25 protein-coding genes and 1 tRNA gene are annotated in these 24741 nt (G+C 64.1%); 9 read left to right on the top strand and 17 right to left on the bottom strand.

Translation table 11 applies throughout. The features are described from left to right. Window positions 1-27 precede the first annotated feature (27 nt). Window positions 28-1287 carry an NAD(P)/FAD-dependent oxidoreductase gene (locus tag QA643_RS01490; RefSeq protein ID WP_283031446.1) on the top strand — a complete coding sequence of 420 codons (1260 nt, stop codon included), beginning with the start codon at window positions 28-30 and terminating at the stop codon, window positions 1285-1287. A gap of 96 nt (window positions 1288-1383) precedes the next feature. Here the strand turns inward: QA643_RS01490 and QA643_RS01485 are convergent, their stop codons facing one another. From QA643_RS01485 to QA643_RS01470, 4 genes are read right to left on the bottom strand one after another with little or no spacing between them, the layout of a single operon-like run. Further along, entirely contained in the window at window positions 1384-1791 is a 408-nt protein-coding gene (locus QA643_RS01485; RefSeq protein ID WP_283031445.1) for a thiol-disulfide oxidoreductase DCC family protein, read from the bottom strand. Between the two features lie 60 nt (window positions 1792-1851). Further along, a complete protein-coding gene (locus tag QA643_RS01480) occupies window positions 1852-3171 on the bottom strand; it encodes an SDR family oxidoreductase (protein WP_283031444.1) in 1320 nt (439 codons plus the stop codon). Between the two features lie 6 nt (window positions 3172-3177). Continuing rightward, a complete protein-coding gene (locus QA643_RS01475; protein ID WP_283031443.1) occupies window positions 3178-3645 on the bottom strand; it encodes a DUF2269 domain-containing protein in 468 nt (155 codons plus the stop codon). Then, window positions 3642-4538, bottom strand: coding sequence for a prolyl oligopeptidase family serine peptidase (locus tag QA643_RS01470; protein ID WP_283031442.1), 897 nt, complete (start codon window positions 4536-4538; stop codon window positions 3642-3644). The genes QA643_RS01475 and QA643_RS01470 overlap by 4 nt, the downstream gene beginning before the upstream one ends. A 289-nt stretch (window positions 4539-4827) precedes the next feature. Between QA643_RS01470 and QA643_RS01465 the strand changes: the two genes are divergently transcribed. Continuing rightward, window positions 4828-5337 (top strand): GNAT family N-acetyltransferase, encoded by a 510-nt coding sequence (locus tag QA643_RS01465; protein ID WP_283031441.1) that lies wholly within the window; start codon window positions 4828-4830, stop codon window positions 5335-5337. Between the two features lie 97 nt (window positions 5338-5434). Further along, a complete protein-coding gene (gene ppa / locus QA643_RS01460; protein ID WP_028348406.1) occupies window positions 5435-5965 on the top strand; it encodes an inorganic diphosphatase in 531 nt (176 codons plus the stop codon). A 177-nt stretch (window positions 5966-6142) separates the two neighbouring features. Here the strand turns inward: ppa and folD are convergent, their stop codons facing one another. The 3 genes from folD to QA643_RS01445 are packed head-to-tail and all read right to left on the bottom strand — an operon-like array spanning window position 6143 to window position 7668. Further along, window positions 6143-7027, bottom strand: coding sequence for a bifunctional methylenetetrahydrofolate dehydrogenase/methenyltetrahydrofolate cyclohydrolase FolD (folD, locus tag QA643_RS01455; RefSeq protein ID WP_283031440.1), 885 nt, complete (start codon window positions 7025-7027; stop codon window positions 6143-6145). Window position 7028: 1 nt separating this feature from the next. Further along, window positions 7029-7361 carry a DUF167 domain-containing protein gene (locus QA643_RS01450; RefSeq protein ID WP_283031439.1) on the bottom strand — a complete coding sequence of 111 codons (333 nt, stop codon included), beginning with the start codon at window positions 7359-7361 and terminating at the stop codon, window positions 7029-7031. A gap of 16 nt (window positions 7362-7377) precedes the next feature. Continuing rightward, window positions 7378-7668, bottom strand: a complete 291-nt coding sequence (locus QA643_RS01445) for a YggT family protein (RefSeq protein ID WP_283031438.1) — start codon at window positions 7666-7668, stop codon at window positions 7378-7380. A gap of 196 nt (window positions 7669-7864) precedes the next feature. Here QA643_RS01445 and QA643_RS01440 point away from each other — a divergent pair. After that, a tRNA-Ala gene (locus QA643_RS01440) sits at window positions 7865-7940 on the top strand. A 102-nt stretch (window positions 7941-8042) separates the two neighbouring features. On the opposite strand, the gene QA643_RS01435 is transcribed toward QA643_RS01440, so the two are convergent. The 7 genes from QA643_RS01435 to QA643_RS01405 form a co-directional block, all read right to left on the bottom strand. Beyond that, entirely contained in the window at window positions 8043-8855 is an 813-nt protein-coding gene (locus tag QA643_RS01435) for an enoyl-CoA hydratase (protein ID WP_283031437.1), read from the bottom strand. A gap of 110 nt (window positions 8856-8965) precedes the next feature. After that, complete coding sequence (locus tag QA643_RS01430; RefSeq protein WP_283031436.1) at window positions 8966-9763, bottom strand: glutamine amidotransferase; 798 nt, start codon at window positions 9761-9763, stop codon at window positions 8966-8968. 160 nt (window positions 9764-9923) lie between these two features. Further along, the gene (locus QA643_RS01425) at window positions 9924-10703 is read right to left on the bottom strand and encodes an SDR family oxidoreductase (RefSeq protein ID WP_283031435.1); all 780 of its coding nucleotides are present in this window, start codon (window positions 10701-10703) and stop codon (window positions 9924-9926) included. Window positions 10704-10937: 234 nt separating this feature from the next. Continuing rightward, complete coding sequence (locus QA643_RS01420) at window positions 10938-11444, bottom strand: TerB family tellurite resistance protein (protein ID WP_283031434.1); 507 nt, start codon at window positions 11442-11444, stop codon at window positions 10938-10940. Between the two features lie 471 nt (window positions 11445-11915). Next, window positions 11916-13325, bottom strand: a complete 1410-nt coding sequence (locus QA643_RS01415; RefSeq protein ID WP_283031433.1) for an adenylate/guanylate cyclase domain-containing protein — start codon at window positions 13323-13325, stop codon at window positions 11916-11918. Window positions 13326-13429: 104 nt separating this feature from the next. Beyond that, entirely contained in the window at window positions 13430-14815 is a 1386-nt protein-coding gene (locus QA643_RS01410) for a cytochrome P450 (protein ID WP_283031432.1), read from the bottom strand. A 135-nt stretch (window positions 14816-14950) separates the two neighbouring features. Beyond that, the gene (locus QA643_RS01405; protein ID WP_283031431.1) at window positions 14951-16336 is read right to left on the bottom strand and encodes a hydrolase; all 1386 of its coding nucleotides are present in this window, start codon (window positions 16334-16336) and stop codon (window positions 14951-14953) included. Between the two features lie 148 nt (window positions 16337-16484). On the opposite strand from QA643_RS01405, the gene QA643_RS01400 reads away from it, so the two are divergent. The 4 genes from QA643_RS01400 (at window position 16485) to QA643_RS01385 (ending at window position 22034) form a co-directional block, all read left to right on the top strand. Continuing rightward, the gene (locus QA643_RS01400; protein ID WP_283031430.1) at window positions 16485-18164 is read left to right on the top strand and encodes an MFS transporter; all 1680 of its coding nucleotides are present in this window, start codon (window positions 16485-16487) and stop codon (window positions 18162-18164) included. Between the two features lie 221 nt (window positions 18165-18385). Then, a complete protein-coding gene (locus QA643_RS01395) occupies window positions 18386-19522 on the top strand; it encodes a TRAP transporter substrate-binding protein (RefSeq protein WP_283031429.1) in 1137 nt (378 codons plus the stop codon). A 95-nt stretch (window positions 19523-19617) separates the two neighbouring features. Then, on the top strand, window positions 19618-20286 hold the full coding sequence (locus QA643_RS01390; protein WP_283031428.1) for a TRAP transporter small permease subunit: 669 nt from the start codon (window positions 19618-19620) through the stop codon (window positions 20284-20286). Further along, window positions 20283-22034: a TRAP transporter large permease subunit gene (locus tag QA643_RS01385; protein ID WP_283031427.1), complete on the top strand. Its 1752-nt coding sequence runs from the start codon at window positions 20283-20285 to the stop codon at window positions 22032-22034. Before QA643_RS01390 ends, QA643_RS01385 begins: the two co-directional genes overlap by 4 nt. Window positions 22035-22077: 43 nt before the next feature. On the opposite strand, the gene QA643_RS01380 is transcribed toward QA643_RS01385, so the two are convergent. Further along, window positions 22078-22305: a hypothetical protein gene (locus QA643_RS01380; protein ID WP_283031426.1), complete on the bottom strand. Its 228-nt coding sequence runs from the start codon at window positions 22303-22305 to the stop codon at window positions 22078-22080. Between the two features lie 253 nt (window positions 22306-22558). Next, complete coding sequence (locus QA643_RS01375; protein WP_283031425.1) at window positions 22559-22837, bottom strand: hypothetical protein; 279 nt, start codon at window positions 22835-22837, stop codon at window positions 22559-22561. 207 nt (window positions 22838-23044) lie between these two features. On the opposite strand from QA643_RS01375, the gene QA643_RS01370 reads away from it, so the two are divergent. Then, complete coding sequence (locus QA643_RS01370; protein ID WP_283031424.1) at window positions 23045-24097, top strand: polysaccharide deacetylase family protein; 1053 nt, start codon at window positions 23045-23047, stop codon at window positions 24095-24097. A 101-nt stretch (window positions 24098-24198) separates the two neighbouring features. Here QA643_RS01370 and QA643_RS01365 read toward each other — a convergent pair whose 3' ends face one another. Further along, window positions 24199-24678: a hypothetical protein gene (locus QA643_RS01365; RefSeq protein WP_283031423.1), complete on the bottom strand. Its 480-nt coding sequence runs from the start codon at window positions 24676-24678 to the stop codon at window positions 24199-24201. Between the last annotated feature and the right edge of the window lie 63 nt (window positions 24679-24741).

The following is a 24741-nucleotide window of genomic DNA, read 5'->3' as shown; positions in this document are numbered from 1 at the left end:
GTCGCCGAACGTGCTAGAGCCTGCCGCATGACGTCCCTGCCCTCTTCCGTCGATATCGCCATCATAGGCGCCGGCGCCGCCGGCCTCGGCGCCGCCAATGCGCTGAGGGATTCAGGCCTTTCCATTATCGTGCTGGAAGCGCGTGACCGCCTCGGCGGCCGGGCGCATACCATCATGGCCTCGCCCGAGGTCACCTTCGATGTCGGCTGCGGCTGGCTGCATTCGGCTGATAGAAACTCGTTCGTCGCAATCGCCGAAGAGCTTGGCTTCGAGATCAATCGGGCGCTGCCGCCCTGGCGCGAGCGCGCCTATGGCGAGGCGTTTCCGCAAGCCGATCGTGACGATTTCATCGATGCGCTGAACGCTTTCTACAATCGCGCCGGACAAGCCGCGGCGGAGGCGGTCAAGACCGGCCGCGACTGCGCCGCCAGTCTCTATCTCGAGCCCGGCAATCGCTGGAATCCGATGATCGATGCGATCTCGACCTATGTGAACGGCCGCGAGCTCGACCAGGTCTCGATCCTCGACATGGAAGCCTATGAGGATACCGACATCAACTGGCGTGTCCGCCGTGGCTATGGCGCCCTCGTTGCGGCCTACGGCGCCTCATGTCCGGTCGCGCTCAACTGCGCGGTGACACTGATCGATCATTCCGCAAAGCGCATCCGCATTGAGACAGCGCGCGGCACGCTGGAGGCGGACAAGATCATCGTCACCGTGCCGACCAACCTGATCGCGGATGAAACGATTCGCTTTCAGCCCGCTCTGCCCGCAAAGGTCGACGCCGCGCGCGGCCTGCCGCTCGGCCTTGCCGACAAGATAACGCTGGCGCTGGCCGAGCCCGAGGCGCTGCCCGTCGAAGGCAATCTGCGCGGCGCAACCATGCGCACCGGCATGGGCACCTATCACATCCGCCCGTTCGGCCAGCCCTGCATCGAGGGCTTTTTTGGCGGCCGCTTCGCGCAATCGCTGGAGGACGCCGGCGACGGCGCGCTCGCCGCGGCAGGCATCGACGAGATCGTGTCCTTCCTCGGCAATGATTTCCGCCGCAGGCTGAAGCCGCTCGCGGAATCGCGCTGGGCCCACGACCCGTTCGCCCGCGGTTCGTACTCGCACGCGCTGCCGGGCCACGCGGGCGACCGTGCGGTGTTGGCCGCCCCCGTCGATGGCAGGTTGTTCTTCGCCGGCGAAGCGACCTCGCCGGAGTTTTTCACGACTGCCCATGGGGCGCGGGATAGTGGCGAGCGAGCGGCGAGGGAAGTGTTGGCTGCGTTGAAGAAGCGCTGATCTCTCCCCGTCATTGCGAGCGAAGCGAAGCAATATCCCCGAGCCGCACAATGGATTGCTTCGCTGCGCTCGCAATGACGGTTGAGGCAATTTCCTCTATTCCATCACCCGAGCCCGCATCTCCGCATCGGGCACAAAACACTGCTCATACTTCCCAAAGATCCGATACCGATTGCGCGCGATGAGGCTGTAGATCGCATCGCGTAGCGGCTTTGGCACGGCGAACAGCACGCGCACCCAGCCCCAGCGCGGCAACTGGCTCAGCACCGTCAGCGCGGCGTCGGACTTCAGCCACGCCACGCCGCCATGTACGACGGCGTTGGTATCGGGATCATCGGGATCGATGCCGAACGTCTGCGCCAGCTTCGTGCCATAGGCTGACTGGATTGGGGTGAAGCGGAATCTGCGCGCTACATCGCGCTTTGCAACGAAGCGCACCCAGCGTGAGCAGAAGATGCAGACGCCGTCGTAGAGGATCACGTCATCGTCGGGCCAGCTGTTCATGCACATTCTTTGTTTTGACGCGTTTCCTTCGCGAACCGGTTCCCACTTCGCCCGGAAACGCTATCTATTATCCAGCGTCAGCAGCGCCACCAGCATCAGCACGATCGCAGGTCCCGTCTTCACCAGCGCGCCCAGCGGCTCGATCCAGAGATCCGGCGTCAGGATCGCCGCACCAAACATATAGCCGAGCGAAGCGATGATACCCGCGATCAGGCCGAATGCCGAGGTGCGGCGGAACGCGATCAATACGCCGATGCTCATGTCCATCAGGCTGGTGCCGACGGTGATGGGGTCGACGAGCCAGGCCGGAAAGTTGTGGCTGCGCAGGATGTCCGCCGCCGCGTCATAGGAGATCAGCAGCGCGATGAAACCCGACACCACCCAGAACACGACGAGGCTTGCGATGATCAGCGCCTTAATCGGAAACAGCCGGGCAAACCATTTTTCCTGAATGGTTGCCGGACGCTGCGCGGCCATCTCTGCGATCGTCTTGGGCGTGATGCCGGTGGCGCTGATCCATCCGGCGGGGTTGCCCTTGACGCCGCGGCGCAGCTCGGCAATCGCGGTGCTCCGCATCGGCGGCATCCAGCCGAATAAATTGGCGAGATCGCCAAGCCTTGCGCCTAAATCGAGCAGAAACGCCGGCATCGCGATGCGCGGCCATTCGCGGGTACCGAGCGCCTGGCGGAAGTGATCGATCACGCCGCCAAGCGTGACCGGCTCCGCCTGCATCAGGTCCCAGGTCTCGCCGTTCGCCTCGCCTGGATTGCGCGACGCGAGCCAGGCGATGGTCGCAGCAATGTCCTCCATCGCGATCGGCTGGAACGGCGTCGCCTGCTCGTCATCCGGCAGATCGAACGGATAGGCCGCGAGCGAGCGCACCATCGCGCTGCCGCCATAGGCCGCCAGCGCCACCACGAAGCCGGGCCGCAGGATCGTGTAGGAGACGCCGGACTCCTCGATCAGCCGCTCGCCCTCGCGCTTGGTGGTGCTGAAATTGGTCTGGTCGGTCTCGGCCGTACCTGGAATCGAGACGTGCACGAGGCGGATCGCACGGCGGCTGCCCTTGATCGCGTGCGAGAGCCGCTTGACGAAATCGCAATGCACGGCGGCGGTGTCACTGCCCGGACCGTCCTGCAGCACGCCAAGGCAATTGACGACGATGTCGATGCGATGGTCGTGGATCAGCTTCGTCAGCGCGGCCGCATCCATCGACATCAGCGGCAGTTCGAGATCGTGCGGGCCGGTCTTCTGCAAGGCCGGCAGCTTGCGGGCGACGCCCACCACCGGAAATCCACGGATGCGCAGGTCACGGGTAATGAAGCAACCGATCAAACCGGAAGCGCCGAGCACGAGGATTTTTCTGATGTCGGCGTTCATGGCTGTCTAGAACGGTTTGGCGATCATCAGCCACAGAATAGCCATGACCGAACCGAACCCGGGAATCCCGAACAGAAACCAGCGGTGGAAAAGTGCGAAATAGCGGGGAGACAGCTCCTGATTGTGCGTGGCCGCCTTGCGCGCGAGATCGCGCATCTCGATCTGCATGAAGACGACAGGCACCCAGAACAACCCGGCGACCGCATAGAGGGCGAGCGAGACGATCAGCCAGCGCTCGCTCCATGCGGTGGCGGATTGCCACATCAGCGCGGCCCCGCTCACCGGCTGCAGCAGCACCGCCGTCAGCGTGAACAGCATGTCGGCGATGACGACGGTCTCCGCCGTGCGCGCGATGAACGCCACGTCGCGGCTGCGAAGCGCCATCAGCATGAAAAACGCGGTACCCGCGCCGGTGCCGAGAATGACGATGGCGCCGAGCACATGCAGATATTTGATGAGGAAATACAGCGTCATCGCTTCTTCCCCGCCGCCGCGGATCGCGCCTTCAAGGCGCGGTCGAGCTCAGTGTCGGCAAGCGCGACGCCGCTCGCGGTCTCCGCCAGCCAGTGCCCCTCGCTGCCATGGGCCGGCAGCACGTGGAAATCGACCCTGCCGCCGCCGGCGCGGAATGCATCCGCCAATTGCCTGGAGAATGCCGGCGGAAAATAGCTGTCATTGGCAGCCACCAGCCAGGTCACCGTCGTGCGCGCGGCCTTGCCGAACTCGCCGGCGGCTGAAATCAGCGTATGCGGCGCGCAGACCTTGCCCGGTAGATCATTGGCATGTCCGCCGCGCCCCGGCGCGAATGCGATGATGGCGACGACATTGCTGGGATCATCACCGGCCAACACCAGCGCGCCCCAGGCACCGGCCGAATGGCCGATCACGACCGCGCCCTCGGGCCGGATGAAGGACTGTTGGCGCAACAGGCCGATCGCGGCGGCAATCTCATCCGCCGTGGCGCGGCCGGCCCGCGCATAGTCCGCCTCGTCGCAGCCGCCCTGGTCCTCGAGATATTTTCCGCCCGCGCCATGGCCGGACCGCTCCGGGACCAGCACGGCAAAGCCGCGCCCCACCAGCCAGGCGGCGAGCGCGCGGTATTCGGGCTGCGGCATCTGCGCCCGTCGCAAGACGTTCTGGGTGGTAGCGTGCGCAATCACCGCAAGTGGAAACGGTCCATCGCCCGGCGGTCTGAACAGCACGGCGCGCGCGGTGGCACCGGGATCGGAAGAAGGCACTCGCCACTGCTGCAGCCGATGCGGCTCACCTTCAGATCCTTGCGCGCCAAGACCGGGCTGCGCGGTCGCGGCTTTCACACCGAGCGCGGCAACAAGAAGCAGCGCAAATCGCGCGGGCGGGGGACGCATGAACTGGCCTGATCGAGCCGAAGGAGGGCGCATTTTCGAGATCGCCAACAGAATACCGCCGGCGAATCAAATCCGGTGCATTTTTCCGTGAACGAAATTCGCGAAAGCGCTGCCTTCGATGATTTTGGCAACCATTTCCTTGTCATGGCGCCCGCGAAGGATTGGTACGACAGCCTCCTTGTCCTCTTTCGATACATATGATCGCGTAACTGATGCAGAAAATCCACAGGTTAACCGATAATTAACGATGGACCTTGAAGCCGGCCCGCTGACTTGCTTTGATTGGGTCATGAGCACAACCCTGATCGAGGTTCGACCGGCCAAGGCTGCGGACGCAGCCGCGGTAGCGGCTACGCATGATGAAGCCTGGCGCTCTGCCTATCAGGGCATCATTCCCGGCGCGGAGCTCGAGAAGCTCATTAACCGTCGCGGCCCGCAGTGGTGGGACAGCGCGATCCGCAAGGGCAGCCGCGTCAGCGTGCTGGTGTTCGGCGACAAGGTCGCAGGCTACGCCAATTACGGCCGCAACCGCGCCCGCAGCCTGCATTTCGAAGGCGAGATCTACGAGCTCTATCTGCGGCCCGAATTCCAGGGCCTCGGCTTCGGCCGCCGCCTGTTCACATCAGCCCGGCGCGACCTGATGCAGAGCGGGCTGAAGAGCATGGTGATCTGGGCGCTTTCGGATAATGATCCGGCGACGGAATTCTACCGCGCGCTCGGCGGCCGGATGGTAGCCCGTTCCTCCGAAAAATTCGGGCACAAGTCGCTCGATAAAGTCGCATTCGCCTGGACCAACTGAGTCTAATTGAGGCTTTTCCCTGCTCCGCCGCCGGTCTAAAGGGACCCGGACGCACGCCTGATTCCGGGCGTGCCCTGCAACGCATAGCGGAGTTTTCATGCGTATCGACGCCATCCCGATCGGAGTAAATCCGCCCCACGACGTCAACGTCATCATCGAGGTGCCGGTTGGCGGCGAGCCGATCAAATACGAAATGGACAAGGAGGCCGGCACGCTGGTGGTCGATCGCTTCCTCTATACGGCGATGCGCTATCCCGGCAATTACGGCTTCATCCCGCACACGCTGTCGGGCGACGGCGACCCCTGCGACGTCCTGATCGCCAATACCCGGGCGATCGTGCCGGGCGCCGTGATGAGCGTGCGCCCCGTCGGCGTGCTGCTGATGGAAGACGAGGCCGGCGGCGATGAGAAGATCATCGCGGTACCGTCCTCGAAGCTGACTCAGCGCTATGACAAGGTCCGGAACTACAACGACCTCCCCGATATCACGCTGCAGCAGATCCAGCACTTCTTCGAGCACTACAAGGATCTCGAAAAAGGCAAATGGGTAAAGGTGCTGCGCTGGTGCGGCGCCGAGGACGCCCACCGCCTTATCCTGGAAGGCATCGAGCGCGCGAAGAAGAAGTGAGTTCTCGCGTCTCGGACGCGGCGGGTGACTAGAAAGCTCCCTCGCCCCGCTCTTGCGGGGAGAGGGTTGGGGTGAGGGGTCCATCCGCGAGTCCCCACGAGGAGAAGAGTCCGCGGTGAGAGCCCCTCACCCCGACCCTCTCCCCGTGAAGAACGGGGAGAGGGAGTGAAGGCACCCTCACACCCCCGGCTTCGGCAGCCCCTTGATCGCGCAGGCCGCGCGTAGGGTGTTCACCAACAGGCACGCCACCGTCATCTGCCCGACGCCGCCGGGCACCGGCGTGATCGCGCCGGCGACATCAGACACTTCCTTGAACGCGACGTCGCCGACCAGCCGCGTCTTGCCCTCGGCGCCCGGCAGGCGGTTGATGCCGATGTCGATCACGGTGGCCCCCGGCTTGATCCAGCCGGCGCGCACCATTTCCGCCTTGCCGACTGCGGCATAGACCAGATCGGCGCGGGCGCAGAGTTGCGGCAGATCCCTTGAGCGCGAATGCGCGATCGTCACCGTCGCATTCTCGTTGAGCAGCAATTGCACCAGCGGGCGGCCGACCAGGTTGGAACGGCCGATGACGATCGCGTTCATGCCTTCCAGCGAGGCGTGCACGCTCTTGGTCAAAATGACGCAGCCGAGCGGCGTGCAGGGCGACAGCGCGGCAAAGCCGCCCGCCAGCCGTCCGGCATTGCTCGGATGCAGGCCGTCGACATCCTTGGCCGGATCGATCGCGTTGATGATGGTTTCGGTGTGAATCGATTTCGGCAGCGGCAGTTGCACGAGAATGCCGTGCACGGCCGGGTCGCCGTTGAGCTTTGCAATCAGCGCCAGGAGATCGGCCTGCGCGACGTCTTCGGGCAGCTTATGCTCGAACGAGGCCATGCCGGCGGCCTGGGTCTGGGTATGCTTGCTGCGGACATAGACCTCGCTGGCGGGATCGTTGCCGACCAGCACCACCGCAAGGCCCGGCGTTATCTGATGCTCGCGCTTGACCCGCGCCACCTCGTCCGCGACGCGGGCACGAAGCTCCGCGGCAATGACCTTTCCATCGATAATGCGTGCCGTCATCTCAATCCTTCGTTTTGTTCGGCTTGGCCGCAGTCGCCTTGCGAAGCGCTTCGCCGAGAATTTTCGGATCGCCCTCGATCGCCACCTGCTTCAGGCGGGAAGTCGTGCCTGAAAGAATCTTCACCCGCGCCTTCGGCACGCCGAGCAGCTTTGCCAGCAGCTCCGTGACCGCGCGGTTGGCCTCGCCGCCCTCGGCGATGGCACGGACGCGAACCTTGACCACGGCCCGCCCGTTGGCGAGCGTTTCAATACCGTCGATGTCGTCTCTGCCACCGCGCGGCGTCACTCGAAGCGCAACGCTGACGCCGTCGGTCGAATAGCGCCAAGGATCCATCCCCCAGCGCCCGCAATCAGATCACGTTGGGATAGACGTAATAGAGAATCACCCGCTGGATGAACATGATGATCAGGATCAGGATGATCGGCGAGATATCGAGGCCGCCCAGATTGGGCATGAAGCGGCGGATCGGCGCCAGCGCTGGCTCGGTGATCCGGTAGAGGAACTCGGCCACCGCGGCGACGAACTGGTTGCGCGTGTTCACGACATTGAAGGCGATCAGCCAGGACAGGATGGCGGACGCGATCAGGAGCCAGACATAGAGGTCAAGGACGATGATGACGATATCGAGGATGGCACGCATGTGGCGGGGGTGCTCGCGAGGTGGGGTACAACGCTAGATATCGGTTCATCCCCCCGCAAACAAGGGAAGTTCCCGGCAAAATGACGCCAAAATCGGCCGTTTCAAGTTTCTTGCAGCGTTCTTGACTTGGCCTTGGGGCGGACTGTAAATGGCGCCGATTGTCGGCTGCTTCGGGTCAGTTCGAGGCGGTCGCGACGGGGCCATAGCTCAGCTGGGAGAGCGCGTCGTTCGCAATGACGAGGTCGGCGGTTCGATCCCGCCTGGCTCCACCAGCCTTCGCAGGCTGCGCCTGCTTCGGCTGGGCAGGCCTCTTTCGTAGCGAAGGCTGCCTCGCCATAGCCCGAAGGGCGACGGCGGGCTCCGGCAAACTCCCCTCATTTCCCCGTAAACCGCGGCGGCCGTTTCTCCACAAAACTCGCCACGCCCTCCTTAAAGTCACTCCCCTTCAGCGCGATTTGCATTTCGCGGTTGGCGTCGATGGTCGCCTCCGCCAGGGTCTGAAACGGCACGTCGTAGAGCTGGCGCTTGATCACCGAAATCGCGCTGGGCGAGACGAAATCGGCGAGATCGCGGGCGTAGGCGTAGGTCTCCTCGCGTAAGCGCTCCGGCGCATAGATCCGGTTGACCAGCCCGATCCGCAGCGCCTCCTCGCTGGAGACCCGCCGCGCCGACATCAGCAAATCGAGCGCGTTGGCGTGGCCGACGATGCGCGGCAGCATCCAGTTGATGCCGTGCTCGGCGATCAGCCCGCGGCGCGCGAACGAGGTGGTGAAGACGGTGTTGTCGGCCGCAAAGCGCAGGTCGCAATAGAGCGCATGGACGAGGCCAATGCCGGCGGTGGCGCCGTTCAGCATGCCGATCACGGGCTTTGGGATTGCCGGATAATAGGCGTAGCGGGTCTGCCAGTCCGCTCTTCGGTTCATGTCGAAGGGCGGCGTGTTCTCGCCGCGCCTGATCTCGCTGGGATCGATCGCCTGCAGCGCTTCCATGTCGGCGCCGGCGCAGAAGGCGCGGCCGGCGCCGGTCAGCACGATGACGCGGACATTGTCATCGCCGGCGGCGGCCTCCATGGCATGGCGGACGTCGCGCTCCATGGTCGCGGTCCACGCATTCATGCGATCGGGACGGTTGAGGGTGATGGTCGCGATCTTGTCGCTCACCTCATAGAGAATATGCTGATAGGTCACGAGGTCGCCTCCCTTCGCCCGTTCGGAACCGCGGGCTTTTCGAGCGCAACACTATCACATCGACGGATTTTGAAAGGCGTTCGGAGGCACGAGGAAATTCCGTGCGGCGGCTATTCGGCGGCCTCCAGGAGAACCGCACGCGGCGCGCGCGTGGTCCAGCCCGCGATGAAATTGTTCAGCCAGGCGCGCTCGGTCACGTCGTGCACCGCGCGGCCCTCGAAGTGCAGATGACGCGGCTGTGCGCCCGGCGAATCCATGCGCACGCAGCCGCGCGTGGTCCAGCGGTGCATCATCGCGTAGGTGACGTCGGGGTGAAACTGCAGGCCGAACGCATGGCCTGCCCGGAACGCCTGCACCGGAAAGTCATCGCCTTCGGCGAGCAGCTCGGCACCACGAGGCAGCTGAAATCCTTCGCCATGCCAGTGGTAGACACGCTCCGGCCAGTCCGCGCAGAGCGCGTGACCGGCGGCCGTCGGGCGGATCGGATAGTAGCCGACCTCCACGCGCCCGTCGCGATGCGGCGCGACCTCTGCGCCGAGTTGCCTGGCCAGCATCTGCGCACCGAGGCAGATGCCGAGGAACGGCCGCTGCTCGCGCAGGGGAATTTCAATCCAGTCGATCTCGCGGCGGACGTAGTCGTCGGGATCGTTGGCGCTCATCGGCCCGCCGAAGATGACCGCGCCGGCGTGCCCATCCAGCGTTTCCGGCAAGGGATCGCCGAACCGCGGACGGCGAATGTCGAGGGGATAGCCGAGCGCGCGCAGCGCATTGCCGACCCGGCCCGGCGTCGAAGTTTCCTGGTGCAGGATGATCAGCACCGGCCTGAGAGCCGGACCGGAGGCAGCCGACGTGCAACGGCCCGGAAAGGGCAGCACGTTCTTGTGACCACTGTGCGACCGGAACGACATCGGCGTTACCTGGGACCTCGAAATGAAACCATACCTAAGTGATTGTTAATTTCGCGTGAGTTCATGCACACACGCAAAAATGCAAACGCCGGGCCAGAGGCGGTCAGCGCGCTGCACACGGCGCAAACGGCCGCGACTTCCGGAAAAACACGGGAATTCTTCAGCGCTGGCGCAGTTGAAGACGGCCGACGGCGCCCAGAATGAAGGAGCGCGGAAACAGGCGGAGCAGGAATGGCACAATCTTGATGCCGATGCCCGGCATCACTGCACGTTTGTTAGCCATCAATCCGCGATAGGCCTGCTGCGCGACGTCGGCGGGCAAAACCTTAAGAACCGCCGAATCGAAACCGGGCCGGAAGCCCGCGCGGGCCTGGAATTCCGACGGCACCGGACCTGGACACAGCACCGTCACACGCACACCATGCGGCGCGAGTTCGGCACGCATCGCCTCCGTGAACGACAGCACATAGGCCTTGGTGGCGTAATAGATTGCCATTCCCGGGCCCGGCAGAAAGCCAGCGATCGAACCGACGTTCAGAAGTCCGCCGCGATGGCGGATCAATTGCTCGGAGAACCGCAGCGACAGATCGGTCAGCGCGCGGATATTGACCGCGATCATGTCGAGCTGATCGGCGCGGTCGCGCTGGACGGCCTTGCCGAACAATCCGAAGCCTGCATTGTTGACGACGTATTCGACTTCCACACCGGCAGCTGCCAGCGCCTCCGCGATCTTGTCGCCGCAGTCCACCTGCACGAGGTCGCAGGGAATCACGATCGGAGCCGGGCCGCCCGCGGCGGTGATTTCGGCGGCCAGCGCCGTCAGGCGATCGGCGCGCCGCGCGACCAGCACCAGACGATGGCCATGTGACGCAAAAACGCGCGCCAGTTCGGTGCCTATCCCCGCTGATGCACCGGTAATCAGCGTCACACGCTCGGTCACAGTCGAATGCTCTTAAGTGAATTGCAAAGAATTCCGCCAGCGCGGGAACGAGAGCATAGGGGCGAGGTGCGGCGCAAGCCACGTGCATGGCATATGCCCATGCGCCGTTTCCTGCCTCGGCAATCGAAGTTCAATGTTTTCAGGATCATCGCGGCGTTGCCGCGACGGACCGGGACGCAGATTAAAGTTTCGTCATCTGCGTTGAAATGCAATCAATGGGTGTGACGGTGTCGATCACGTTGCCGCGTCGGCCGTTTTCGAAACATCCCTGGGCGAGCCCGATTGGCGCTGGGCGGCCGCCTTGTGCTTGAGCTCGAGCCGGTCGCGCGAGGCCACACCGAGCAGATCGGCGGCGCGCCACACGACGTTGTCCTCGAATTCGCTGACATCGCCATCGGCGTATACGAGCTCCCACATCATCTCGATGATGCGAAGCCTGCCCTCCTCGTTCACCGAACGCATGATGACGCTGGTGAAATGATAGAGATCGACCGCCTCGCCCTCGGCGCGCGTCGCCTGCGCGATCAGATGATCCGCCTTGCCTTGATCGAGCTTGAAGCGGCTTTCGATCAGGCTGTGCAGCTTGCGCTTCTCGGCCTCGTTCGGCTCGCCATCGAGCGAGACGACGTGAACCAAGAGCGCGGTCGCCGCCAGAAGATATCCGGTGTCGTCGAACGCGAGATCCTGATCCGCGCTCGGCGAAACGATGTCGGCAATGAATTGGCGTAGTCCGTCGAGCATCAATCTACCTGCAACCGCGTGAAAAGCCTGTCGATCGAATATGGGTTGAAAATGTAGTCGCCGCAATCAACGTCCGGCTGCGCGGACAGATTAAATCGGCGTCAGGTTTGAGGTGACCGATGCATCTGCGCGGAAACTTGAGACCGAAGGTTGGGCGGTCCTTGCGGGTGGTCGCCTGCTGATGGGTCAAATCGCACAGGCCAAGGTTCAAGGCCCAACGGCGCCGCGAGATGCGCCAGACGTCGAGGCCACGGCCAAACTGCGAATCATTCGCAATTGCGTTAAAGGCTACCCCGATTGCTTCTTGTTCTGCTGCGTCATGGCCACTCCCACCCCTCATCCTGAGGAGCCCGCAAAGCGGGCGTCTCGAAGGATGTAGGCCACAGACCGGGCCTTCATGGTTCGCCCGGCGATGCAAAGCATCGTCCGGAGACGCGCGAAGACGCGCTCCTCACCATGAGGAGCTCACGATTAAGGTATCTCGTACACCACCATCTTGTCGGCGATGCCGCGCAGCGCGGCTTCCTTCTGGATCGGCCGGATCGCCTCCTTCTGAAGGATCGAGGCGACGGCCGGCGACTCGATAATGGATCCGGTGATGTGGATCTCCTGCGAGGTCGACAGGCTCTGCACTCTGGAAGCGATGTTGACGGTCTGGCCGAAATAATCCTGCCGCTCGTTGAGCATCACGGCGAGGCAAGGCCCCTCGTGGATGCCGATCTTCACGATCAAATCCTCGCGGCCGCGCTCGACATTAAGCGCAGCCATCGCCGCGCGCATGCGCAATCCCGCAATGATGGCATGCTCCGGCCGGATGAAGGTCGCCATGACAGCATCGCCGATCGTCTTCACGACCGCGCCCTTCTCGGAAGCGATGATATCGAGCAGCGCGTGGAAGTGCGCCCGCACCAGATCGAAGGCAGCGAGATCGCCGACCCGCTCATAGAGCGCCGTGGAGCCCTTGAGGTCCGTAAACAGGAAGGTCAGCGAGGTGATCTTCAGCCGCTGATCGACGTTGAGATTGTCGGCCTTGAACACGTCGCGGAACGTCTGGTTGGACAGCATCCGCTTGGCGGTGAGGATCGGCTTGCGCTTGCCGAGCAGCCCATGGAGGGTGTCGTTGGCGACCCAGACGGCGGGCAGCACACGCGTATCGGTCTGGTTTTCCAGCGACAGGCGCAGCGGCCCCGGGCGCATCACGGTCGAGCCGGTCGGCGCGTGCAGCTTATTGAACACGATCGAAAACTGCTGCCGCTCCCGGCTCGGCTCGCCCTGGACGTCGAAGAAATGCGCCGAATGCGTCACCGGCTCAAACACGATGACGAACTGGCTGGGCAGTTGCAGCGACAGCACCGCTTTTTCGCCCGGCGGCAGTTCGATCGCCTCGAGCGAAACCTCGTCGATCAGCCGCTGGATCGATTCCTCGCTCAGGTCCATCCCCGAGCTCCAGAACATCTGGCGGTTATATTCCCAGATCGGCAGCGTGTTGGGATCATGCGCGGCGATGCGCCGGACGCGCGGGCTCACCGTGAAGGCGACCTCGACGCGGTCGTCGACGGACGCTTCATAGCCTTGCGCGCATAGCGCACAATTATAATCGTCGTGGCGGAGCGATTTCAGCGTGTTGTGCGCGCCGAGCACGCCGCCGCAGCCGGGGCACAGCACATTCCAGGTGAGGTCGAATAGCCCGAGCCGCGCCGAATGCAGAAAAGCGGAGATCACCTTTTCCTCGTCGAGCCCGTAGCGCGCGGCGAAGTCCAGCAGGTTGATCCGGTTGAGGTCGCGGTCCTCGCCCTTGGCGATCAGTTGCGAAATGGCGTCGACCACCGCGGGGTCGGCGGTCTGGCGCAGGACGGAGAACTGGGCCTGGGTATCGCTCATGCTGGCAACCTAGATGACGGTCCTGATGCCGCTTCGCAAGATATTCATTCGTTGCCGGGCGCGTTTTGTTACGCGCACGGGCAATCCATCCGATCACAAAAGCACTACCGGGGCGTGATGGTAAACATCGGCGAGCGGTCAGGCTGCGTCGTCACCACGCCGATCGGCTTCACCGGTTCCTTGTCAGCCAGGGTCACGCGAAACGCGCCGATCATCTTGGCCAGCGCCAGCGTCGCCTCGACCAGCGCGAAATGCGCGCCGATGCAGACCCGCGGGCCGACGCCGAAGGGCAGATAGGCGAAACGGTCCGGCGGCGTGCCGGTCATGAAGCGCGACGGGATGAAGGCGTTCGGATTGCGCCAGAGTTTTTCGTGCCGATGCAGGATCCACGGCGCGATCAGGATGACGTCCTTCTTCCTGATCGGCAGCCCCTCGATCGTATCAGGTCCGTCGGCCGCACGGGCGATCAGGAACGCCGGCGGATAGAGCCGCATCGTTTCGTCCATGACCGCGCGGGTGAATTTCAGCCGCTCGAGATCGAGCGCGCCATTGGCGCCGGCGCCCTCCACTTCCCGCGCCACTTCCTCCTGCGTCAAGGGATCGAGCGCCAGCAGATAGAGCGCCCAGAACAGCGCGGTCGCCGTCGTCTCATGGCCGGCGAGGATCATGGTCGCGACCTGATCGCCGAGCTGGTCGTCGGTAAACGCCAGCCCGGTTTCGGGGTCGCGCGCCTCGCCCATCAGATCGAACAGGTCGCGCGCCGGCGCGCCCTCCTTTTTGCCGGCGGCGCGGCGTTCGGCCATCAGCATGCCGACAAAGGCGGTCCAGCGCTTGCGGAAGCGCGCGCGTTTCAAATCCTGCGGGCTCGGCCAGCTCAAGGGCACCAGCAGATCGAGGAAATGCGGCCGCGCCAGTTGCTCGCCATATTCCATAACGAAATCGCGCAAGGCGGCGCCGTGCCGGTCCATGCCGAACGAGAACATCGTGCGTCCCGCGATCTCCAGCGTCATCCGCTGCATCGCCTCGCGCAAATCGACCGGCGCATGGCTCGCGGCGCGGAGCTTGGCGACGGTCTCGTCGGTCGCGGCCAGCATATGTGGAATCAGCGTCATCACCGCGCGCGGCGTAAACGCCGGCGCCAATGTGCGGCGCTGATGCTTCCACGCGCGCCCCTCGGCGATCAAAAGCCCCTGGCCGAGGATCGGACGCAGCACGCGGAAGCTGACGGGGGTGCGCGTATAGTTCTCGTAATTGTCGACCAGCACATGCTTGATCGCATCGGGCGCATTGAGGATGAAGCTGCTGCGCCCGAAGAAGCGGCCCTGGATGATATCTTCCTCATAGGCCGGCTGGCCCCACATCCCGATCGGGCTTTCGCGGATCGCCTTCAGCCTGGCGAACAGCGACATGTTATCGGGCGCGCGCGGCGGGCTCGGCGGCACCAGCGGCGTTCGCGCAACCGGCATGTCGTAGGCTTCGGCAATGCTCATGGGGCCGTTCCCGTAGCCCGGATGAGCGCAGCGATATCCGGGATTGTGCCAAAGCCCCGCATATCGCTGCGCTCATGCGGGCTACGATTATCTATGTCTCGATCCAGGCGCCGCAAAGGCGCCGTCCATACACAGCTAGTAAGTCAGCTCCGCCACCGCAATCCGGTTCTCCGAGGCCGGCCACGCCCGCGCCACGATTCGCTCTGTATTGAACATGGCGACCACGGACCGCCCAACCTCTTCCGCAGCCAGCCGCAAGGTCGTGGTTGAATCCGTCGGCACGCCTGGCTTCACATCCTTTGGCTCCTTGCCGTCGAGCAGCACCACATCGCGCGGCAGGCCGAAATAGCCGCGCGGGCGCGTCATCAGCACGACGGCGTCCGCACCTGCGTCCGCACTCCCGATCGGCCGTGCGGCGCGCAGATTGACGATGTCGGAGGAGCGCGGAAACGGCGAGCGATAGAAATGCGTCGTCGTCGCGCCCGACGAGGTCAGCACGATTTCGAGATACCAGGTCGGCTCGACCTGCGCCGGACCCCAGCGTCCATCGGCGCCGGTCTGCGACGAATGGATCGGCCCGCCGCTGCGTTCGCCGGTCTCGGGCGAGACGCGATAAATCTCGACCGTGGCGCCGGAAACCGGCCGGTTGGTGACGACCCCGCCGGGCGCGCCCGTGACAAGGCCGCTCAGCCTGACTCCCGCTTCCGGCACGATCTCGATGCGCGAGGGCTCTTTGCCTGCAATGAATTTGTAGATCTCGCGAAACGCACGCGGATGAAACGCGACCTCGCGGTGATCGAGCGCGCCCAGCACGAGATTAGTCGCGCCCTTCAGCGCCGGGCCATCGGATGTGATGCCGGTCGGCACGCCCGGCTTGCCGACGAAGCGGCCGTCGGCCTGCGCATATTTGTCCATGCCGTCGCTTCGCAAGGTGAGGAACGCCGTTCCTGCCGTCACTTCGCTTTCGCCTTCGTTCAGGCCGCGCAGGAACGGTCCGCGGCCGTTGAATTCGCCGCCGAGTCCCTCGTCCCATTGGTAAATGCCGTGGTTGGGAACGCCGCACAGCACGGCGTGGCTGACGTCGGCACCGCCGCCATTCTTGACGATATTGCGGATCGAATAGCCGCCGCGCGAATTGCCGACCAGCGCGACACGCATCGCACCGGTGCGCTGCTTCAATTGCTTGATCGCTTCGCCGAGCTCGCGGCGCTGGTCTTCGGTCGAGGAACGGTTCGCCTGCTCCACCTTGTCGTCAGTGCGCGCCAGGGGATCGGTGAAGCTGATCGCCATCATCCGCTCGCGCGGCACGCCGTTCGATTCCATGCGCCACAGCGTGGTGATCCACAGTGCGGCATGATCGCCGTTGCCGTGCACGAACAGAACAGGCGGAATCTCGTTCGCCGCAGATGGCGCCGCGGCCGGCTGCGCCAGCGCAGAGAAGCTGAGATTTCCGGCAAAGCCGCCGGCCAGCAGCGGTAGCGCGCCGGCGCCCCGCAGCATCGTTCGCCGCGTCAGGTCCATTCCAGTTCCCCGTCCTCTTTCCGCATCTTAGCTGTGCCCTCGCCGTTCTCCCAGCGACCCAACGACTGGACAGCGCAAGCTTTTCGCGGGCATCTGTGAAGCGCCCGCAGGAATCATCGCGCTCCAAGCAGCCCAACCGGAACCGGATATGACCGAACCGCCAAAGCGCTCCGACAGTATCACCGCACCGCTCAGGCATTCGGTGTTCCGGCGGATCTGGCTGGCGAGCCTGCTGTCGAATTTGGGCATTCTGATCCAGGGCGTCGGCGCCGCTTGGGCGATGACGCAGATGACGTCATCGGCCGACAAGGTGGCGCTGGTGCAAACAGCCTTGATGCTGCCGATCATGCTGATCTCGATGCCGGCCGGCGCCATTGCCGACATGCACGACCGCCGCGTCGTCGCGATGGCGGCGCTGTTGATCGCACTGACCGGCGCGACTGCACTGACGCTGCTGTCATGGTTCGGCCTGGTCACGCCGAACGTGCTCCTGCTGTTCTGCTTCATCGTCGGCACCGGCATGGCGCTGATGGGGCCGGCCTGGCAGTCCTCGGTCAGCGAGCAGGTGCCGCCCGAAACCCTGCCGGCGGCGGTCGCGCTCAACGGCATCAGCTACAATATCGCACGCAGTTTCGGCCCCGCGATCGGCGGCATCATCGTCGCGACCGCCGGCGCGGTTGCGGCCTTCGCCGTCAACACGGTGCTGTATTTACCGTTACTGGTCGTGCTGTTTCTCTGGAAGCGGGTCCATGAACCGTCGCGGCTGCCGCGCGAGCGGCTCAACCGTGCCATGGTCTCCGGCGTCCGCTACATCACCAATTCGCCATCGATCAAGATAGTGCTGACGCGCACGCTCGTCACCGGCATCATCGGGGGTTCGATCTCGGCGCTGATGCCGCTGATCGCGCGCGACCTGTTGCATGGCGGCGCGCAGACCTATGGCGTCATGCTCGGCGCGTTCGGCATGGGCGCGGTGTTCGGCGCACTCAATATCGGCACCGTCCGCAGGCAACTGAGCGGCGAGGCCGCGGTGCGCGCCTGCACGATATCGCTGGCCGGGGCGATCGCCGCCGTCGCGCTCTCGACCAGCGCCTTCCTGACGGCGATCGCGCTCGTGCTTGCCGGCGCGGTGTGGATGCTGGCGGTGGCGCTGTTCAATATTGGCGTGCAGCTGTCGGCGCCGCGCTGGGTCGCCGGGCGCTCGCTCGCCGCGTTCCAGGCCGCGATCGCCGGCGGCATCGCGATCGGAAGCTGGGGCTGGGGCCACCTCACCGACATCTATGGCGTCGAGGTGGCGCTGCTGGTCTCCGCCGGAGCGATGCTGGCATCGCCGCTGCTCGGCATCTGGCTGCGCATGCCGCCGGTCGGCGCGCGCTACGAGCCGCCCGCCGAGGCGCTGGCCGATCCCGAGGTAAAACTGTCGCTGACCGGCCGCAGCGGGCCGCTGGTGGTGGAGATCGAATACCGCGTGGCGCAGGACAACGCCCGCGCCTTCCACAATGTGATGCAGGAGGTGCAGCTCAGCCGGCAGCGCAACGGCGCCTATGGCTGGTCGATCGCCCGCGACATCGCCGACCCCGAACTATGGACCGAACGCTACCACTGCCCGACCTGGCTGGATTACCTGCGCCAACGGAGCCGCCCGACGCAGTCCGAGCGCGCTTTGCACCAGCGCGCGATCGACTTTCACCTCGGCCCCGAACCGATCCGTGTCCGCCGCATGCTGGAGCGCCCGTTCGGCTCGGTCCGCTGGAAGGAAGACACCCCCGACCGCGCCGCCAACGAGGTCTTGCCCGTGGTCGCGACGGCGGCCGGCAGCAGTACCTGATCTGGCGGCACGCGCCGCAATCCCCGGCGAGCCGTTAACCAGTTGCACGCCCGCCGCCCCGGGCTTCTGCCATGGGTTGCTGTCCATCGCCCGCGCCGCAGCCTAACGCCGCATTGGTATAACGTATCCTTGCCAAAGCTCCGGCCGGAACCGTAGAGTTCGTCCCAATCAACAACGGCTGGCCGCCAAAAATAAAGGCCGGCTCAACCGGGAGGATACCCATGACCAAACCTACCAAGGACACCACGTCGCGCCGTCGCTTCCTGACGGCCGCCGCCGCGGGGGCCGCTACCGCCGTCGCCGCGCCGAGCGTCGTCAAGGCCCAGGGCCCGATCAGCATGCGCTGGCAGAGCACCTGGCCGTCCAAGGACATTTTCCACGAATACGCGCAGGACTACGCCAAGAAGGTCAACGACATGACCGGCGGCGATCTCAAGATCGAGGTGCTCCCGGCAGGCGCCGTGGTGCCGGCGTTCGGCCTGCTCGACGCCGTCTCCAAGGGCGTGCTCGACGGCGGCCATGGCGTGCTGGTCTACCACTACGGCAAGCAGACCGCGCTGGCGCTGTGGGGCTCGGGCCCGGGGTTTGCGATGGACGCCAACATGCTGCTGGCCTGGCACCGTTATGGCGGCGGCAAGGAGCTGCTCGAAAAGCTCTACGCGTCGATCAACGCCAACGTGGTCTCCTTCCCCTACGGCCCGATGCCGACCCAGCCGTTTGGCTGGTTCAAGAAACCGGTCGCAAAGGTCGAGGACGTCAAGGGCCTGAAATTCCGCACCGTCGGTATCTCCATCGACGTGTATTCGGGCATGGGCGCTGCCGTGAACGCGCTGCCGGGCGGCGAAATCGTGGCTGCCATGGACCGCGGCCTGCTCGATGCGGCCGAGTTCAACAACGCCTCCTCCGACCGCGTGCTCGGCTTCCCCGACGTTTCCAAGGTCTGCATGCTGCAGAGCTATCACCAGAACGCCGAGCAGCTCGAGATCATGTTCAACAAGGACAAGTACAACGCGCTGCCCGACAAGATGAAGTCGATCATCGCCAATGCGGTGGACGCAGCCTCGGCTGACATGTCCTGGAAGGCGATCGACCGCTACTCCAAGGACTATGTCGAGCTGCAGAGCAAGGACAACGTCAAGTTCTACAAGACGCCTGACGCCATCCTGAAGCGACAACTCGAGATCTATGACGAGGTGGCGAAGAAGAAGGCAGCGGAAAATCCGCTGTTCAAGGAGATCGTGCAGTCGCAGATCGAGTTCGCCAAGCGCGCGACGCAGTGGGAGCAGGACACGGTGGTGAGCCGTCGCATGGCCTACGACCACTATTTCGGGCCGAACGCCGCAGCGAAGAAGATCTGATCACGAAATAAAACCGGCAAGGCGCCGTCCGGACCACACCCCGGACGGTGCCTTGTGCTATGTTGGGGACCATTTCTTATGCCGAAGCATATCACATGAGTGTCCAGAGTTTACTGCACACGATCGACGGCATCTCGACCTGGGTCGGCAAGGCGACGGCCTGGCTTATGATCCTCCTGATGAGCGTCGTCTGCATCGAGGTGTTCAAGCGCTACGCCGTCAACATGCCGACGGCGTGGATATTCGATGCCGAGAACATGATGTATGGGTCGCTGTTCATGCTGGCTGGCGCCTATACGCTGGCGCAGAACGCCCATGTCCGCGGCGACTTCCTGTATTCCTCGATGCGCCCGCGCACACAGGCCGCCCTCGACCTGGTTCTCTATTTCGTGTTCTTCATTCCGGGCATCGCCGCGCTGATCTATGCCGGCTACTTCTATGCCGCGGATTCCTGGGCCATCAACGAGCATTCCAACGTCACGGCCGAGGGCCCGCCGGTCTATCACTTCAAGACGGTAATTCCGATCGCGGGCGCGCTGATCATGCTGCAAGGGATCGCCGAGATCATCCGCTGCATCGTCTGCCTGAAGACCGGCGAATGGCCGAGCCGGCTTGCCGATGTCGCCGAGACCGACGTGATCGAAGAGCAGCTCGCGCACTCTGAATATGTCGACGAGGAATCGCGCAAGCTCGCCATCGAGGGCGCGGCGCGCATCGATGAAATGGCGCGGCAGCGCGGCATGGGCGGGGACCTGAACACATGAGCGATCCGGCACTCGGCCTGTTGATGCTGACGCTCATCGTCGTCGTCATCATGATGGGCTTCGCCACGGCCTTCACGCTGATGGGCCTTGGCATGTTCTTCGGCTTCATCGCCTTCTACGACCCGTCGCAGAGCTGGACCCATAACAAGGTGTTCGAGCTGATGGTCCAGCGCACCTACGGCGCGATGACCAACGACGTCCTGATATCCATCCCGCTGTTCGTGCTGATGGGCTACGTGATGGAGCGCGGCGCGCTGGTCGACAAGATGTTCTATTCGATCCAGCTCGCCTTCCGCCGCCTGCCGGCCTCGCTGGCGGTGGCGACCCTGATCGTCTGTACCTTCTGGGGTATCGCGAGCGGGCTGGTCGGCGCCGTGGTGGTGCTGATGGGCGTGATCGCCTTCAACCCGATGTTGCGCGCCGGCTACGACGTGAAGCTCGCCTCCGGCGTCATCACCGCGGGCGGCACGCTCGGCATCCTGATCCCGCCCTCGGTGATGATCATCGTCTATGCCGCTGTCGCGGGACAGTCGGTCGTCAAGCTCTATGCAGCCGCGATGTTTCCCGGCTTCTTCCTCGCATTCCTCTACCTTGTCTATGTCATCGGCTGGGCGATGATCAATCCGAAGGTCGCTCCGCCCTTGCCGGAGGAGCAGACCCGCGTCCCGGTGCCGGAATGGATCAACAGCTTTACGAAGCTCTATTCGCCGAACATGTTCGTCGGCCTTTCCAAGGCGATGCTTTCGCCGGCGAAGGCGAAGATGCTCGAGGTCGACGGCAAGCCGATGGGCTATGGCGCGATCGTCAAGCACTTCCTGATTTCGCTGGTGCCGCTGCTCTTGACCGTCGTCACGCTCGCCACAGTCTGGTGGTATGTCGTGATCCACCAGCAAGCCGGCGCCGCGGGCGAAGCCGTCGAAGGCCTGCAACAACTCGGCAGCGCGGTCGAGGCCAAGGAACTGTCACCGAGCGAGAAGGGTCCGGACGCTCAGTTCTATATCTGGTTCGCGATATCGGCTGCCGTGCTCGCGGCGTGGTCGCTGCGCTCCTACCTGCGCATGGACGGCGAGCGCTTCGAAGTGCTGAAACTCTTGACCTCCTCTGTGATGCCGCTCGGCATTCTCACCGTTGTCGTGCTCGGGGTGATCCTGTTCGGCATCACGACCGCGACCGAATCCGCCGGCGTCGGCGCCGCCGGCGCCTTCATCCTCGCCTTCCATGCCCGCACGCTCGACTGGAAGCGCACCAAGGAAGCGGTGTTCCTGACCGCAAAGACCACCGCGATGGTGTGCTGGCTGTTCGTCGGAAGCGCGCTGTTCTCGGCGGTGTTCGCCATTCTCGGAGGCCAGGCGCTGCTGGAGAGTTGGGTGCTCTCGCTCAACATGTCGCCGGTCCAGTTCCTGATCCTGTCGCAGGCGATCATCTTCGTTCTCGGCTGGCCGCTGGAATGGACCGAGATCATCATCATCTTCGTGCCGATCTTCCTGCCGATGCTGAAGCATTTCGGCATCGACCCGGTGCTGTGGGGCGTGCTGGTGTTCGTCAACCTGCAGGCGGCGTTCCTGTCGCCGCCGGTGGCGATGTCGGCGTTCTACCTCAAGGGCGTCGCGCCGAAGCATGTCACGCTGAACCAGATCTTCGCGGGCATGATGCCCTACATGCTGATCGTGATCCTGTGCATGGTGATCATGTATCTATGGCCCGGCATGACGCTGTGGCTGCCGAACTACCTCTACGGCGGCGGCTAGCGCCGCCGAGAGATCGTACTGTCGGGGTTTACGGCCGAAATTGTTACTGCCCGTGGCTCGCCAGCATCTGCTGGCAGCCCTTGCTGATCTTCGCGCGGTTCTGCTTCAGGCAGGCCAGCACGATCTGGTCGCCCTCCTGCATATGTGCCCGGCAGTAGCGCGAGACGTCGCGCGAGCAGGCATCATGCCCCTTCTGCCGGTCCTGCGGCGTCTGGGCCGCAGCGGCGGACGTGATCAAAACGAGGGGGATGACGAAAAGTATCTTGGTCATTTGGCTATGCCTTCGTACTGGGAACCGCAATCAGGACGCCTCTATAACGCGTTCGGGCGACGTGGGTTACCTGTTCGCGTCAAGAAAACGTGCCGGATTGGGCCATCCAGGCTCGAAAATCCGCTCCTGAGGCCCTCGCGGGCGAGAAAAATCGCCTCAAACGACGCAGGTCCCTAACGGACCCCTGCAAGCAGAAAACGCCTGCGTCGGATCGACGCAAGCGCTTCTGAGAGCCTGATCAAAGGTGAGCCGCTTATTGCGCGGCGAGTTTACCCTTCTGCGCGGCGAATTCACGGTCCATCACGCTGCGGCAGCCGGCGCTCAGATCGGAGCGGTGCTTGACCATGCACGCGGTGATCTTCGGGATGTTCGGAATTTCCGAGCTGCAGAGGCGAAACGCGTCGCCGGTGCACTGCTGCTGCGCCTCAGAGGAGAAGGCGAAGCTTGCGGTCGACGACACGGCGGCGAAAGAGGTGGTCAAGGCCAGAACTAAACTGACCTTGCGAACGGAATTTGAGAACACTGCGGTCATTGTCGGCTCCCTTTGGTCCAGCTACGTGGACCGGCTGTTGATGGTTGCACCATGCGCGGAACCGGACGATTCGACTGTGACTGACGTCACTCGATCATAAACCCCTCATTTTCTTCGCCTAACCGGGGCGTGTTCGCCAGACGTTAAGACATTGTTGTCATTAATGGCCTGTTGTCTGTGTATCCCTGAGTATGTGGAAGAGTAGCGATGCGTAACGCGTTGGGCCTGATGCTGGCCAGTTTTGTGACGGCGGTTCTCATCACCGGCGTTTGGTTCTGGACTTCCTCGCCGCGCGCCGACGCGGCTCCTCCTCAAACCGTTGCCGCCCGCGCGGCCGATCCGCTGCCGGCGCCCGCTGCCGCCAAGCCCGCGCCCAAGGACGACGTCGAGATCACCGCGGGGCTGTCGAAACCGGCCCCCGCCCTGGCTCCCGCACCCGCAGCCTTCCCTGCACCGCTTCCGGTGCGGCCGGCCGCAACCTGCGCCAATCCGGACGCGCTCGGCGTCAGCCGCGTCGTCGTGATCGACACGACCGGCGGTCCCGGCTTCGGCTTCCTGCAATACAAGCAGTTCGACTTCCTGACCGACAAGGAGGTCGTGCTGACGTTCGACGACGGTCCGTGGCCGACCACGCCGGCGGTGCTGAAGGCGCTCGCGGATGAATGCACCAAGGGCCTGTTCTTCCCAGTCGGCAAGCACACCACCTATCATCCGGAAATTCTCAAGCAGGTCGCGGCCGCCGGCCACACCATCGGCTCGCACACCTGGTCGCACGCCCATCTCGACAGCAAGAAGATGACCGAGCCGCAGATGCGCGAGGAGATCGAGAAGGGTTTTAGCGCCGTGAAGATGGCGCTGGGGACTGCGCCCGCGCCGTTCTTCCGCTTCCCCGGGCTCGGGCACACGCAGGCGGCGCTGGGCTATCTGGCCTCGCGCAACATCTCGATGTTTTCAGTCGACGTCGATTCCAACGACTTCAAATCGTCCGGTCCCGACCAGGTCATCCAGAACGTCATGACCAAGCTCGACAAGCAGGGCAAGGGCGTGATCCTGATGCACGATTTGCAGAAGCACACCGCGCTCGCCCTGCCGACGCTGCTGCGCCGCCTCAAGGCCGGCGGCTACAAGGTGGTGCAGATGCGCGCCAAGGAGCAGCTCGAAACCCTGCCCGAATATGACGCGATGCTGGTGAAGGACCAGAAGACGCCGGCGGTTGCGAGCCGTCCGATCAGCAGCGTGGTGCAGACGGTTTCGCAGTAATGCGGCGGCGGCGCCCGCGGGCGCCGCCTCAAACGAAATGCCCGGCGCAAAGGCCGGGCATGACGCAAACGCAGACAATTACGCGACACTTACGCCTACGCTTACCAGTAGATTCCGTAGCGATGCAGCGTGTTGATGATACGCGCGAGCCGGAAGGGCCGGTGCGGCCTCATCATGCCCCGCCTCGACATCGACGCCGATCTCCGCATCATGGGCCTGCCGCGTTCGGCTCTCGGCCGCTCCGCCATATTCTGCTCAACCCGCGCCGCGGGCCGGTACCTTCCAGCCCTGTATTTGCCGGCCCTTGGCGACTCCGCATTGGACGTTTCAGCCCTCGACGTTTCACCTCTGGACGTCTCGGTCCTCTGTGTTTCCGCCTTGGGCTCGACGATCGCCGGCCGCTCGGTGTATTTCGGCGTTTCCACAGCCTGAGGCGCTTCCGCCGTTCGCGGCGCGTCGATGGTTTTCGCGGGCGCCGGCGCGCTTTGCTTTTCGACGCCGGACAGTGACAAGCTTCGGTCACCAGCGTGGGCGGTGGCGGAAGCCAGAACGAAGCCTGCAATCAAAATAAACTTACGCATGATGAGGTCTCCCCTTGAGTTGTCCGGGAGACTACGGATGACGGCCGGATCATTATGTGCGCC

Source organism: Bradyrhizobium sp. CB3481 (assembly GCF_029714305.1).
GTDB lineage: Bacteria > Pseudomonadota > Alphaproteobacteria > Rhizobiales > Xanthobacteraceae > Bradyrhizobium.
This window is presented reverse-complemented; position numbering and strand designations above follow the sequence as displayed.

What these genes read in the sequence shown, in the direction of transcription:
- QA643_RS01490 (WP_283031446.1), top strand. Translation starts at nt 28, where the DNA reads ATGACGTCCCTGCCCTCTTCCGTCGATATCGCCATCATAGGCGCCGGC.
- QA643_RS01485 (WP_283031445.1), bottom strand. Translation starts at nt 1,791, where the DNA reads ATGAACAGCTGGCCCGACGATGACGTGATCCTCTACGACGGCGTCTGC.
- QA643_RS01480 (WP_283031444.1), bottom strand. Translation starts at nt 3,171, where the DNA reads ATGAACGCCGACATCAGAAAAATCCTCGTGCTCGGCGCTTCCGGTTTG.
- QA643_RS01475 (WP_283031443.1), bottom strand. Translation starts at nt 3,645, where the DNA reads ATGACGCTGTATTTCCTCATCAAATATCTGCATGTGCTCGGCGCCATC.
- QA643_RS01470 (WP_283031442.1), bottom strand. Translation starts at nt 4,538, where the DNA reads ATGCGTCCCCCGCCCGCGCGATTTGCGCTGCTTCTTGTTGCCGCGCTC.
- QA643_RS01465 (WP_283031441.1), top strand. Translation starts at nt 4,828, where the DNA reads ATGAGCACAACCCTGATCGAGGTTCGACCGGCCAAGGCTGCGGACGCA.
- ppa (WP_028348406.1), top strand. Translation starts at nt 5,435, where the DNA reads ATGCGTATCGACGCCATCCCGATCGGAGTAAATCCGCCCCACGACGTC.
- folD (WP_283031440.1), bottom strand. Translation starts at nt 7,027, where the DNA reads ATGACGGCACGCATTATCGATGGAAAGGTCATTGCCGCGGAGCTTCGT.
- QA643_RS01450 (WP_283031439.1), bottom strand. Translation starts at nt 7,361, where the DNA reads ATGGATCCTTGGCGCTATTCGACCGACGGCGTCAGCGTTGCGCTTCGA.
- QA643_RS01445 (WP_283031438.1), bottom strand. Translation starts at nt 7,668, where the DNA reads ATGCGTGCCATCCTCGATATCGTCATCATCGTCCTTGACCTCTATGTC.
- QA643_RS01430 (WP_283031436.1), bottom strand. Translation starts at nt 9,763, where the DNA reads ATGTCGTTCCGGTCGCACAGTGGTCACAAGAACGTGCTGCCCTTTCCG.
- QA643_RS01420 (WP_283031434.1), bottom strand. Translation starts at nt 11,444, where the DNA reads ATGCTCGACGGACTACGCCAATTCATTGCCGACATCGTTTCGCCGAGC.
- QA643_RS01415 (WP_283031433.1), bottom strand. Translation starts at nt 13,325, where the DNA reads ATGAGCGATACCCAGGCCCAGTTCTCCGTCCTGCGCCAGACCGCCGAC.
- QA643_RS01410 (WP_283031432.1), bottom strand. Translation starts at nt 14,815, where the DNA reads ATGAGCATTGCCGAAGCCTACGACATGCCGGTTGCGCGAACGCCGCTG.
- QA643_RS01405 (WP_283031431.1), bottom strand. Translation starts at nt 16,336, where the DNA reads ATGGACCTGACGCGGCGAACGATGCTGCGGGGCGCCGGCGCGCTACCG.
- QA643_RS01400 (WP_283031430.1), top strand. Translation starts at nt 16,485, where the DNA reads ATGACCGAACCGCCAAAGCGCTCCGACAGTATCACCGCACCGCTCAGG.
- QA643_RS01395 (WP_283031429.1), top strand. Translation starts at nt 18,386, where the DNA reads ATGACCAAACCTACCAAGGACACCACGTCGCGCCGTCGCTTCCTGACG.
- QA643_RS01390 (WP_283031428.1), top strand. Translation starts at nt 19,618, where the DNA reads ATGAGTGTCCAGAGTTTACTGCACACGATCGACGGCATCTCGACCTGG.
- QA643_RS01385 (WP_283031427.1), top strand. Translation starts at nt 20,283, where the DNA reads ATGAGCGATCCGGCACTCGGCCTGTTGATGCTGACGCTCATCGTCGTC.
- QA643_RS01380 (WP_283031426.1), bottom strand. Translation starts at nt 22,305, where the DNA reads ATGACCAAGATACTTTTCGTCATCCCCCTCGTTTTGATCACGTCCGCC.
- QA643_RS01375 (WP_283031425.1), bottom strand. Translation starts at nt 22,837, where the DNA reads ATGACCGCAGTGTTCTCAAATTCCGTTCGCAAGGTCAGTTTAGTTCTG.
- QA643_RS01370 (WP_283031424.1), top strand. Translation starts at nt 23,045, where the DNA reads ATGCGTAACGCGTTGGGCCTGATGCTGGCCAGTTTTGTGACGGCGGTT.
- QA643_RS01365 (WP_283031423.1), bottom strand. Translation starts at nt 24,678, where the DNA reads ATGCGTAAGTTTATTTTGATTGCAGGCTTCGTTCTGGCTTCCGCCACC.